12 protein-coding genes are annotated in these 12,486 nt (G+C 41.8%); 8 read left to right on the top strand and 4 right to left on the bottom strand.

Going from position 1 to position 12,486, the window contains the following annotated elements; translation table 11 throughout:
* The first annotated feature begins 285 nt into the window (after positions 1 to 285).
* Entirely contained in the window at positions 286 to 450 is a 165-nt protein-coding gene (locus tag Q1A86_RS12255; protein WP_299806909.1) for a hypothetical protein, read from the top strand.
* A 218-nt stretch (positions 451 to 668) separates the two neighbouring features.
* On the opposite strand, the gene Q1A86_RS12250 is transcribed toward Q1A86_RS12255, so the two are convergent.
* The 4 genes from Q1A86_RS12250 to Q1A86_RS12235 form a co-directional block, all read right to left on the bottom strand.
* The gene (locus tag Q1A86_RS12250; protein ID WP_299806907.1) at positions 669 to 1,574 is read right to left on the bottom strand and encodes an ABC transporter ATP-binding protein; all 906 of its coding nucleotides are present in this window, start codon (positions 1,572 to 1,574) and stop codon (positions 669 to 671) included.
* Complete coding sequence (locus tag Q1A86_RS12245) at positions 1,571 to 2,380, bottom strand: ABC transporter (RefSeq protein ID WP_299807067.1); 810 nt, start codon at positions 2,378 to 2,380, stop codon at positions 1,571 to 1,573. Before Q1A86_RS12245 ends, Q1A86_RS12250 begins: the two co-directional genes overlap by 4 nt.
* 125 nt (positions 2,381 to 2,505) lie before the next feature.
* A complete protein-coding gene (locus Q1A86_RS12240; RefSeq protein ID WP_299806905.1) occupies positions 2,506 to 3,162 on the bottom strand; it encodes a DUF480 domain-containing protein in 657 nt (218 codons plus the stop codon).
* A gap of 118 nt (positions 3,163 to 3,280) precedes the next feature.
* Complete coding sequence (locus Q1A86_RS12235; RefSeq protein ID WP_299806903.1) at positions 3,281 to 4,114, bottom strand: S1-like domain-containing RNA-binding protein; 834 nt, start codon at positions 4,112 to 4,114, stop codon at positions 3,281 to 3,283.
* Positions 4,115 to 4,737: 623 nt separating this feature from the next.
* On the opposite strand from Q1A86_RS12235, the gene speA reads away from it, so the two are divergent.
* The 7 genes from speA to Q1A86_RS12200 all read left to right on the top strand — a co-directional run bounded on the left by speA (position 4,738) and on the right by Q1A86_RS12200 (position 12,484).
* On the top strand, positions 4,738 to 6,651 hold the full coding sequence (gene speA / locus Q1A86_RS12230; protein WP_299806901.1) for a biosynthetic arginine decarboxylase: 1,914 nt from the start codon (positions 4,738 to 4,740) through the stop codon (positions 6,649 to 6,651).
* Positions 6,652 to 6,916: 265 nt separating this feature from the next.
* Positions 6,917 to 7,837 (top strand): adenosylmethionine decarboxylase, encoded by a 921-nt coding sequence (locus tag Q1A86_RS12225; RefSeq protein ID WP_299806899.1) that lies wholly within the window; start codon positions 6,917 to 6,919, stop codon positions 7,835 to 7,837.
* Between the two features lie 24 nt (positions 7,838 to 7,861).
* Positions 7,862 to 8,791 carry an agmatinase gene (gene speB / locus Q1A86_RS12220; RefSeq protein ID WP_220767540.1) on the top strand — a complete coding sequence of 310 codons (930 nt, stop codon included), beginning with the start codon at positions 7,862 to 7,864 and terminating at the stop codon, positions 8,789 to 8,791.
* A gap of 141 nt (positions 8,792 to 8,932) precedes the next feature.
* On the top strand, positions 8,933 to 9,571 hold the full coding sequence (gene pdxH / locus Q1A86_RS12215) for a pyridoxamine 5'-phosphate oxidase (RefSeq protein ID WP_299806896.1): 639 nt from the start codon (positions 8,933 to 8,935) through the stop codon (positions 9,569 to 9,571).
* Between the two features lie 206 nt (positions 9,572 to 9,777).
* Positions 9,778 to 10,353 (top strand): YceI family protein, encoded by a 576-nt coding sequence (locus Q1A86_RS12210; RefSeq protein WP_299806894.1) that lies wholly within the window; start codon positions 9,778 to 9,780, stop codon positions 10,351 to 10,353.
* Positions 10,354 to 10,685: 332 nt separating this feature from the next.
* The gene (locus tag Q1A86_RS12205; RefSeq protein WP_299806892.1) at positions 10,686 to 11,039 is read left to right on the top strand and encodes a DUF3802 family protein; all 354 of its coding nucleotides are present in this window, start codon (positions 10,686 to 10,688) and stop codon (positions 11,037 to 11,039) included.
* A gap of 569 nt (positions 11,040 to 11,608) precedes the next feature.
* Positions 11,609 to 12,484, top strand: a complete 876-nt coding sequence (locus tag Q1A86_RS12200; RefSeq protein WP_299806890.1) for a RimK/LysX family protein — start codon at positions 11,609 to 11,611, stop codon at positions 12,482 to 12,484.
* Positions 12,485 to 12,486 lie beyond the last annotated feature (2 nt).

Raw genomic sequence — 12,486 nt, 5'->3', positions numbered from 1 at the left:
AAGTCAGCAGCCAAAAAACGCTCCCAAATGACGAGTTTCAGCGGTTCTGATGCTTTGACTCTTAATAAACAAATCCCTAGAACAACTATGCTCTTCACTCGCTGCAAACCCCACTGATTGGTATTAGTGCTTCACCAATCACAATCCCAAGGTTCATTGTTACGGACCCACACATTCGCAGTTTGTATTCAGCCCCTAAAGCCACTCGGTTATATGGCTGACTTTACTTGGTTGATAATTATTTGATTGAGTTATTTGATTGAGTTATTTGATTGAGTTATTTGATTGAGTTATTTGATTGAGTTACTTGGTTGGATGTTACTTGGTTGGATGTTACTTGGTTGGGTGTTGGTTGGTTGGATGTTACTTGGTTGGGTGTTACTTGGTTGGATGTTACTTGGTTGGACGATACTTGGTTGGACGATACTTGGTTGGACGATACTTGATTGATAGTCACTTACTAGGTTGGTACTTCTTGTTTGAGCGTTACACAGGTTTCTAGCTGGGGAGTATGGTTGCTCTCTTTTAATCAGTTCTTTTTAAAATGAGTTCTCATTTGAATTTACTTGCTTCAAATTTAATGGCTGCAGCTGCGTCGAAAATGCTATGCAGGTTGATAAAAGAAAAAGGCGCCGAGCGGCGCCATTTCTATTTTACATCTAATTGAGTTAAGGCTTAGAGAAAAGCTGTTCTTCTAAGGTTCGCCCTTTCAAGATAGCCTTATACTGCCAGTTGTGTTGTTTAAATAAGCCGAGTAAAGCTATCTCGATAGCAAAGGTTTCTTCGCTATTATGCTTAATTAAAAACTGGTTGGCTTGGCGCTCATCGATAGAACTAATATCAGCCATCTCCATTACCGCAGAGATCAATGCATTTGCATCGCATTGCTGCATAGTGAGAGTTAAGTAATCTTCATGTTGCGACTCTTTCATCGATACAGATTGGCTTAATTGACCTTGCTCAAGGTAAAGCACTTGATCACATAGTTTTTCCAGTTCGTCCAAATTATGTGAGCTGATGATAAAAGTTGTTTGCTCGGCAAGTGTCTTAACTAACTCTCGGATCTTCTTAGCATTCGCGGGATCTAAGCCTGCCGTTGGTTCATCGAGTAGTACTAACTCAGGCGAGCCGATAAGTGCTTGAGCGATGGATACTCGCTTTGACATACCATGGCTTAATGACTTCGGCTTTTGTTGTGCACTGTCGGCTAAGTCGACCAATGTCAGAACTCTTATTCCCTCGTCTTTCGCTGCCTTAGTTGAGAATCCCTGTAATCTGGCAAACAGCGTTAGCTGAGTGATGATATCAAGATTGGGATCGAGCGCGGCATCTTGAGGAAGAGAGGATACTCTCCCTAGCAATGCCTCACTGCCAGGTTTTTCTCCCAATAAAGACACTTCTCCTGATGATGGGGTGATAAATCCGCACAGAAGGCTAAATAGCGTGGTTTTACCAGCACCATTAGGCCCAACTAATGCAATAGGGCTACCGGCCTCAAGGGTAATGTTCACCTGTTTTAAGGCTTGTTTACTGCCGTAGGACTTAGATAATCCTGTGCAACTCACTAAGCTCATAATGCGCTCCTATTGATATATATTTTGCCTAAAAACAACAATGCAATGGCTTGTAACAACGGTACTGGAGCGTAGATAAAGCTGCCTAAACCTTGGGTATTTATCATCAAGGAGATTTGTGAGCCTGGAAGGATCCACTTCCATTCGCTAATGATGGGTAAATAGTTGTTGATGATAGCAATGCTCACCGACATCAAGGCCCAAACTAAGATAGCGTAGATAGTCGCTTGTCGGGCCGAACTGGCATAAAGCGATAAAAGCGCCATTAACGCGGTATAAGGCAATAACACTATGATGAGGTTAACCGTGACAATAAGCCCCGAGAACAAAGATGGCATTAGCAGGGTCGTATCTCGACTGACGGCAAGCACAATCGTGGCGATGACGGTTAATATGAGCAGCAGACTCTGTAGCGCCATATGGCCTAAGTAGCGACCGAAAAACAGGCTGTCTCGCCCAGTCCTCAGAGTGTAGAAGCGAAAGGTACCCCGAGACTTATCGGTTGCAAATTGATCAGCGGACACAAAGATACTAAATAGTGGGAAAATATAAAGTGCTGCAATCCAATAGACTGCCATTTCGGCCACAGGCCATTTAAACAGTTCGTTTACCGCTTGTGGGCCGAAAATCCCTTCGATTAATCCTCTAAAATCTGGGTTGAGTAAGAAGCTTGATGCACCACTAATAGGGTAGAGCAAAATGAGTAGCCAAACGAGCGAAAATGCGATGAGTGCAATTACCCCTCTTGGGTTAAAGAGCATTTTTTTAAGCTCAAACTGTGCGAGTAATAGCGTATTTTTAAGCATGCTATTTTTTGGGGAGCTGTTTTGCAAACTAATCCCTTAATAGTTGGAAGTTGATAGAAATATCAGATTAACACCTATTGCGATTAGGCGTTAATCTTAAGCTTGTAAATGAATGTGAATAAGCCTTAGTGACCAATTAACTCTTCAAGCTGTGCCTTTAACTCGGCCATTTCTTGCTCAAGAGCTGTGACTCTCGCTTCGAGGGCCGTGGTGTCCTGCGCCGCTAAGCTATCCGCGCCATTACTAGAGGATGGCTGCAAAGATGGCTCTTGACTGGCATCGATCTCTGTGAACAGTTGGCGGTAGCGCGCTTCGCGTTTACCAGGCTCTTTAGCTAATAACATGACAAGTGGTGCTTCTCGTCTTTGTAGCTCGTTTAGAGTTGCCTCGACTTCGTTAACATCATGAAAATCATGTAATCGATTGCTGCGAGTCCTGAGCTCTCCAGGCGTTTGTGGTCCGCGAAGGAGTAAAAGGCAGATAACAGCCAGTTCGGAAGATTTAAGTTGTAGGTCGCTAAATTCTGTATTGCAGAAACGATGTTTGTATTTTACCACTCGGCTACCAAAGCCTGATTGTTCTGAGATCAATCGCTTTTTAGTGAGTGTGTCTAAGGTATTTTGCACCTCTGATTCACTGAGGCTTAGGACGGGTTCTCGGCTGGTTTTTTGATTACAGCCTGAGGTTAAACTGTTTAAAGAAAGCGGATATTGCTCTGGGGTTGTGATCTCTTTTTCGAGTAAAACACCAATGACGCGAGCTTCGTGTAAAGTCAGTTCCATATTAACCTCTTAATAAAAAAGCATGACTTTGTTATAACAGAGCCATGCTTTAATGCAAGAGAGTATATAAGGTTTAGCTCGGTAATTGCTTGTTTTACAAGCATTACGGCTAAATAACTTAATCTTCGAGACGGATCCCATCTGGTGAGATAGTGATCTGCTTACTCTTATAAAGGCCACCAATACTCTTTTTAAAAGCTTTCTTACTCATCGATAGTTGTGAGTAGATGACTTCGGCATCGGTTTTGTCATTTAGCGGTAAGAAACCACCAGCTTGCTTAAGCTTGATCATAATCGTCACAGAGTGCTTATCAAGCTCTTCTTTTGCACCTTTTTGTAAGATAAGGTCAATTTTACCATCACTTCTCATGCGCTTGATAAAGCCTTTCAATTTTTGGCCGAAGCTTAAACGAGTATAAACCTCATTTTTGTACAATACGCCCCAGTGGGTATTGTTGATGATGGCTTTGTAGCCAAGATCGGTTGAGCCACCAATAATGAGATTAACTTCTTCATCATTGCGGAATTTAGGTTCAGTTAAATCAAGGAACTTATCGACCTTAGCTGACGCGACGATACGGTCATCGACATGGCTGGTATAGATGTAAACCAAGTAGGATTTACCCACTTCGATTTCTCTGTGCTGCTCACTAAAAGGTAATAACAGGTCTTTTTCTAAGCCCCAATCTAAAAAGGCGCCATATGGGCCGTTTTCTTTTGCTTCTAAATAAGCAAATTGACCGACTTGCGCATAAGGACGCTTAGTCGTTGCAATGATCATGTCTTCTGAGTCTAAATAGAGAAACACATTGACCATATCTCCAACATGGCAATCCTTTGGTACAGCTTTGCGAGGAAGAAGTACCTGGCCCATCTCTTTAGCGTCTAAATAGACACCAAAATCAACTTGTTTGACGACTTCTAACTTACAGGTTTTGCCTATCTGGATCATGATGTTCTCTACTTTAAAAACAGTAACGATTAAATTCAGCTGGGATTATAGTGGAAAACATTCCAATATGCTTTAGCCTCTTGAAACTAATGCCCTAAAGAGCGGGCATACTGTAATTAAAATAGGGCATTTATCACGAATAGAGGCATAAATGGTACGTTATGTTATCGCGCTATTATAGGGTGATAATAAATTAGCACTAAATGCGCATATGAGTCTTGCATTATCACTTGTCTCAAGGTTTAATTGCGCCGCAAAAATTCTGTGGGAAAAGTGCGTTGTTCGTGCTCACACTTTTTGAATGAAAAATACCGAACTGCGGTTAGGTAATATTGAAAGTCACAAATAGTTTTTTACGGATTAGATTTTACATCTTTGCTCTAAGGGCATACATTCATTAGTAACCGTAAAAGTAGTGAATCGACCTAATTTTAACAGGCGATTTTACTGGGTATAGTTAATACTTATTGAGGGTAGCGCTGACGATGTTACTGAGTGTTAATCCAGACAATTTGTACTTTGTAGATGAATCGGGATGTTACTGATTTAAATAATCGCAAGTTGATTGAAATGACAAAGGTTCGATCAGCTTATTTAAGTTAAATAGACAGGTTAGGACAAATATGAGCAATTGGTCTATTGATGATGCACGCGCAAGTTATAACGTAAATCACTGGAGCCAAGGACTATACGGCATTAGCGATGACGGAGAGGTGACAGTTTCACCAGATCCAAGCCGCCCAGATTGTAAAATTGGTTTGAATGAAATGGCAAAAGATATGGTCAAGTCAGGTGTGGCTTTACCGGTTTTGGTGCGTTTCCCACAAATTTTACATCATAGAGTAAATAGCGTTTGTCAGGCATTTAATCAGGCAATTAATAAGTATCAATATGAAAATGATTACTTGCTGGTTTACCCGATTAAAGTAAACCAACAGCAAACTGTTGTTGAAGAAATCCTTGCCAGTCAGGTTGCCAAAGAAGTACCACAGTTAGGCTTAGAGGCGGGCAGTAAGCCTGAGCTAATGGCTGTGCTCGCGATGGCACAAAAAGCCAGTTCAGTCATCATCTGTAATGGCTATAAAGATAAAGAATACATTCGACTTGCACTTATCGGTGAAAAGCTTGGTCACAAGGTGTATATCGTCCTTGAGAAGATGTCTGAGCTTAAAGTCGTACTTGAGCAAGCTAAAGAGCTTGGCGTGACGCCACGTCTTGGTTTGCGCGTTCGTTTGGCATTCCAAGGTAAAGGTAAGTGGCAAGCAAGTGGTGGCGAAAAGTCTAAGTTTGGTTTGAGTGCGGCTCAAGTGTTGCAGGTAATCAACTCGCTAAAGCAAGAAAACATGCTTGAGTCATTAGAGTTGCTGCACTTCCACTTAGGTTCGCAAATCGCCAACATTCGTGATATTAGACAGGGTGTAAGCGAAGCTGGCCGTTTCTACTGTGAGTTGATGAAGCTTGGCGCTAGCGTTAAGTGTTTTGACGTGGGTGGTGGTTTAGCGGTGGATTATGATGGTACTCGTAGTCAAAGTAGCCATTCAATGAATTACGGCTTAACAGAGTACGCGAACAATATCGTGAGTGTTCTTACTGATATGTGTAAAGAGTATGAGCAGCCGATGCCGAGAATTATCTCTGAATCGGGCCGTTACTTGACAGCACATCATGCGGTATTGCTAACAGACGTGATCGGTACTGAAGCTTATAAGCCTGAAGATATTCAGCCTCCAGCAGAAGACGCGCCTCAATTACTACACAACATGTGGCAGTCTTGGATTGAAGTCAGTGGTAAAGCCGATCAGCGTGCCTTGATTGAGATTTACCATGATTGTCAGAGTGACTTAACAGAAGTGCACTCACTGTTTGCTGTTGGTCAGTTAGGTTTAGCTGAGCGTGCATGGGCTGAACAGGTAAACTTACGTGTTTGTTACGAACTACAAGGTAGCATGAGCTCAAAGTATCGTTTCCACAGGCCTGTTATCGATGAATTAAACGAAAAGTTAGCTGACAAGTTTTTTGTTAACTTCTCATTGTTCCAGTCGCTACCTGATGCATGGGGTATCGATCAGGTGTTCCCAGTGATGCCACTATCGGGTCTTGATAAGGCGCCAGAGAGCAGAGCAGTAATGCTGGATATCACTTGTGACTCTGACGGTACTGTGGATCAGTACGTAGAAGGTCAAGGTATTGAAACGACGTTGCCTGTACCAGCTTGGACACAAGAGAGCCCGTATTTAATCGGTTTCTTCTTAGTCGGTGCATATCAAGAGATTTTAGGTGATATGCATAACCTGTTTGGTGACACTAACTCAGCAGTTGTGCGTTTGGACGAAGATGCGCGCACTAATGTTGAGTCGGTATTAGCCGGTGATACGGTTGCTGACGTGCTTAGATACGTTAACTTGGATGCGGTTTCATTTATGAGAACCTATGAAGAGTTAGTAAACAAGCATATCGCAGAAGACGAGCGTGCTAACATCCTTGAAGAATTACAGCTAGGTCTTAAAGGTTACACTTACCTAGAAGATTTCTCGTAATCGGATGCCTAGTCGCGTGAGGTTAGTAGCCTAAGTATTTTTACAAAGGCTAATAACTGCTCTCGAGCTACATAACCAGCTTTAAGTTCGCTTGAAGCTGGTTTTGTTTTAAGTCTGACATAGATCAAACAATAGCTTCCAAGGCCTTTTGACTTAGAGCTCATCTAAGCTCGTAAAGGAACTTTAATGCGAGTTTTGCGTTCAAACTACTTACGTTAGATGAGAGTTTTTATTGCTGGCAGATATTTGAAGGAATTACGATAAGATGTTTTTTGAAGGGTCGGAGAAGAAAATAGAGCTACACATGAGTCGTAGTGCTGTTTCATTACGATCTTTACCTAACGACTTTTGGCAGCAAGCACTTGCAGAAGCTGGAGCCGAGATCTTATCGGTACTTTCAAATCAACATTGTGATGCTTATGTGCTTAGCGAATCGAGTTTATTTGTCTGGGAACATAAACTTCTATTAATCACATGTGGAAACACGCGCTTAGTCGATGCGGCAACTTATTTGGTTGAACAGCTTGGTACAAAGTGTATCTCAAGCTTAAATTATCAACGTAAGAGTGAGTTTTTATCCCATCTCCAAGCAAGCCGTTTTGAGGATGATATAGAGCAACTTAAAGCTCATATTCCAGGCATCGCATATCGAGTAGGGCATTTAGATAACCACCACCATTACCTATTTTGTAGTCAACCAAGCCAAGATAGTTACAGTGGTGCGAGTTTGTTGATGTATCACATCAAAGGTGAGGTAGCTGAGTATTTGCGCAGCGATGAACAATCGAGTGAGCAGATCCGTAGTTTGTTGCAATTAGAGCGGTTATTACCGCAGTTTAAGTTGGATGATTACCTATTTAAGCCCTGTGGTTATTCAGTTAATGGCTTGTTTGAAGATAGATTTATAACCATACATATTACGCCTCAAGAGCGAAGCTCTTATGTGAGTATTGAAACGAACTTGCATTTTTCGCAATACCCGTTCAATATTTTCTCTGAGTTGTTGAAAATATTGAACCCCCGCAGTTGGGACATCATTGGGATGAATATGCAGATTTACAATCAAGACTTTCCTTCGCATCGAAGGCTAGCGAGTTGTGATCTACAGTTAAATCAGCTTAATGAATTTAATTACAATCACTATATACAAGCTGACAGTGAAATCCTGTGCGCTGAAGTATTGTGACTCTAGACATTTTATGGAGTATTTATGACCACTATTGCAGATAAGCCTGATTATTCGCTTTATTCAAATGCATTTGGTTACTTAAGACAGCCGTTAGACTTCAAACCATTAGAAGGCGATGCGGATGTTGTAGTGTTAGGCTTACCTTTTGATATGGCTACAACGGGCCGCTCTGGTGGACGTATGGGACCAGGTGCAATTCGTAATGCTTCAGTAAACTTAGCTTGGGAAGAAACTCGCTGGCCTTATCAGTTTAAATTAAGCGAGCACGTGAAAATCGTCGATGCGGGTGATTTAGTTTATAACTGTGGTGATTCTGCTGACTTTACTCAGCGAGTTGAGGATTTCGCGACAAAAATCCTAGAAGCTGATAAGGCAATGCTAAGCTTTGGTGGCGATCACTTTGTGACTTTGCCTCTGCTACGTGCGCATTATAAGAAGCACGGTAAGATGGCGTTATTGCATTTTGATGCACATACCGACACTTATAGCCAAGGTAGCAAGTATGATCATGGCACCATGTTCTATCATGCGCCAAACGAAGGGATTATCGCAGCTGAGAATTCAATTCAAGTCGGTATTCGTACCGAGTACGATACTGCAAATCATCTTTTCAAAGTTATTGATGCGGCGGCAGCGAATGAAATGACTGCTGATGAGATCGTTGCGCAAATTCGTGAGCGTGTTGGCGATATGCCACTATACGTGACCTTCGATATTGACTGTTTAGACCCAGCTTTTGCACCAGGTACAGGTACGCCTGTATGTGGCGGTTTGACCAGCGACAAGGCAATGAAAATTATTCGTGGTCTAAAAGGCATGAAGATTGTGGGCATGGACGTGGTTGAAGTCGCTCCTGCTTACGACAGCGCAGAGATCACTGCTTTAGCGGGTGCAACCTTAGGCCTAGAGATGTTACACGTTTGGGCTGAGTCTAACGGCAAAATCAAATAAGTCATCCTAGCTAACGTATTAGATGAAAATATCTAGTCAGGGAGTGTGTTAAAAGGCTCCCGCCTAACGACTAAGATTGTTATGATTAAAGAAGCGCTCAATGAGCGCTTCTTTTTTTATGTGCTTTGAAAGGATTTTAACATGTCAGAGATCAGTGATATCAGACGCGAATACACATTAGGTGGATTGCATAATGAAGAGGTGCCTAGTGATCCTATGGACCTATTTAACGTGTGGTTGGAAGTCATTCGTGATTCTGACATTAAAGATCCAACGGCAATGTCTGTCGCGACAGTCGATGAGAATGGTCAGCCTTTCCAGAGAATTGTATTACTCAAGCGATTTGATAATGATGGGTTTGTATTTTTCACGAATCTAGAGAGCCGTAAGGCCCAGCATATTGCTAATAATGCACAGGTTAGCATTCTATTTCCTTGGCATAGCTTAGATAAGCAGGTTGCGGTTACTGGTGTTGCGGAGCCGCTGTCTAAAACCGAGGTACTGAAGTACTTTATGAGCCGTCCCAAAGAGAGCCAAATTGCTGCTTGGGTATCTAAACAATCTAGCCCTATTAGCGCAAGAAAAGCGCTTGAAAGTAAGTTTGCCGAGATGAAAGCTAAGTTTGCTAAAGGTGATGTACCTCTGCCGAAATTTTGGGGCGGTTATCTTGTTAGGCCAACAAGTATAGAGTTCTGGCAAGGTGGCGAACATCGTTTACACGACCGATTTATCTATACCAAGAACGAAGATAGCTGGGAACACAGTCGTTTAGCTCCATAACTATCGTTTTTTTTAAAAGCCGCATTTGTTGCGGCTTTTGTGTTTCTGGCGATCCATCCTAATATAAATGAATGTACTGGTAAGTTATCGATCTAATCATTACTGGGGCTGGTAGTTTAAAAATAAGCGCTTGTGAATGGTAAATCGTTGAATTAGATTAAGCTTAACTATCAAGGTGAATAACTAAATCTCGAGAGGAAGTGAAAATGAAAAGTATAATCATAGGCATATTATTGCTGCCTTTGTCGCTGGTGGCTTCAGCAGGTACCTGGACTGTTGAGAATGACGGCTCCAATGTAAACTTTATATCGATTAAGAAGGGCGATATTGCTGAGGTCCATCATTTTAACTCTGTTGCAGGAACCTTGAATGATAAAGGACAGTTCAATTTTTCAATTTCCTTGGCAAGTGTGGCAACAAACATCGACATTCGTGATGAGCGTATGGACTCTCTACTGTTTGAAGTGGATAAGTATCCGAAGCTGACTCTGAAAGCCAAGGTTGACCCTAAGTTGCTCGCAGATCTAGCCGTAGGTTCGGTGAAGGTGGCAACTGTTGATGCAGAAGTAGCGTTGCATGGTAAGAAGCAAAAGATGGCTTTTACTGTGAGCATCGCCAAGTTATCTGATTCTCACATTCTCGTTGCCAGTGTGGCCCCAGTAATAGTGAATGCTGACAGTTTCGGTCTGACAGCAGGAGTCGAAAAACTGCGTGAAGTAGCTGGATTATCGGCGATTAGTAAAGCGGTACCTGTCTCTTTTATGCTGAACCTAAAACAATAGTTATAAAACGCGTTTAGGGTTATTAGATTTAGGGTTGTACTGTCATTTTAGCGGATGGTACAGCCTTTCACTTAGATATGCTTTGCTCTTGCTTAGTTTTTACAAAGTTACTTGGTCTCGCAGACTTTAATTTTGTGAGATTAGGGGACTGAGCGTTATGTTCAATGTAGCGCGCTTCATCGCAAAAGTGACACGGTTCAAATCGGGATGATTTCAATTAGAAATAAACTCAGATAGTATCCACTCTAGAAGATAAATAATAAATTTTTCACGTATCTTGTGCTTTAGAGAAAATTCTCAGAGTGTTTGGATTTGTGTATTTTAGGTTGAGTATGGTTACTGATAAAGATGGATATGTGCACCTGATCCAGTATTTGACTGAGCATTTAGGAATATTTGAAAACTCACAGCAACATAACGCCTGTGAAGAAACAGTCATGGAACTGTTTGAAGAACAACTTGCTGCACAAATCATCATGGTTTGTGGCCAAAACCCTTCACTGACTTTCTCCCAGAGAAACCTAGTGATCCGAGAAGTCGATGCCATTGTTTACGATCTTGAGGAGATCTTGGCTCGAGTGGCTAGTCATAAGGCAACCGCGGAGCAAACTCGGTTTATTTCCGAGTTTTCCTGTTTGATTAAGAATCTGTTTGACCAAGAAATTGCTAGATTAACTGCTGAATGATTTTAGGCATTTTATATTTAGTTACAGTTCTCTCTCGCTATCAGCTTGTTGCTCTTGGCCTAAAGGCCTAATGTTGCAGTATCTATGCGGGAGTGCACTATGCTGAGTAATATAAGAAAATCCATGAATAGGCAGCATATGTTTGTATATGCCTGTTTGCTCGTGTTTTGGTTTTTTCTGAGATTGTTCAGTGAAAACGCTCTTGATCTTGGTTGGGGCTTTTTTCCTTTAGTGGTGTCTTTACCATTTGTACCCTTCGTCTTAGTCTGGCTGGCAGTGCAGTTTTATCGGCATTTAAGACTGTTTAATACGAGCTTTAATCGAAAATGGCATGCTTACCACTGCACCTGTACATCCGCATTATTTAGCTTATTCATATTTCAGTTTATATACTAAATGCAATAACTTAATTTTTAATGTTAACCAAGTACAGCCGTTATTTTTGTTAAAGGACCAGTATTCATACAGCTTTGATATGTAATAATCCCCGCTCTTCATTCACCTTTATTTCTTGCTATCATGAAGCTAAACAAGTCTCTGTTAATTATTAACCATATTAAGGAATCACAATGCTTAAAAAAGTAGGGTTGTGTTTATTACTACTAACGTCGTCTCTGTCGGTGGCAGCGAGTGAGAAAGCTGTCATTGGTTCTACTGCCAAAATGTCGGTGGCCCATGCAGGTCTTTCTTATGTTGCACGTATCGACACCGGAGCGGGTAATACTTCACTGCATGCTTATGACATTGAAGTAGAAGGTGGTAGCGCTAAGAAGATGAAAGATAACATTGGCAAGATGGTTTCTTTTACGACTGAGAACAATCTTGGTGAAAAGCAGCGCTTGAAGGCCAAGATAGTTAAAACCTCCACAGTGAGTAATTCTCAGGGAACAGAGACCCGCTATATGGTCGACCTCGATGTTGGCTTTAAGGGCAAAGAGCGCAAGGTGAGAGTAAACCTTAGAGATCGTAGCCATATGGACTATAAGCTGTTGATCGGGCGTAACTGGCTTAAAGATCGCTATGTTGTAGATGTGTCGGAGAAGAAGTTAATTGGTCCGACTGCACCGATTAGTATTGTCGAATCTGGATTAATCTTTAAAACCCGTATCGATACAGGGGCGGTAGAAAACTCATTGCATGCCTATGACATGAAAATTGAAAATGAAGATCCCGACATGGAAAAAAATGTCGGTAAGGTGATTCATTTTACCACTGAGAATGAAAAGGGCGAGTCCCATGTGGTTAAGTCTCGCATTGTGGAAACCTCATTGATCAGAAACGCACAAGGAAGCGAAATCCGTTACATGGTCGAGCTCAAGGTGGGTGAACCAGGTCAAGAATATAAAGTGAAGGTTAACCTAAGAGACAGAAGTAAGATGTCTTATAAATTATTAATTGGCCGTAATTGGCTTCAGGGGCACTACATTGTTGATGTGTCGCTCTAGCT

The organism is uncultured Shewanella sp., assembly GCF_947497935.1.
GTDB lineage: Bacteria > Pseudomonadota > Gammaproteobacteria > Enterobacterales > Shewanellaceae > Shewanella.
The sequence above is the reverse complement of the archived record's forward strand: the minus strand, read 5'-3'. Positions and strand labels throughout refer to the sequence as shown.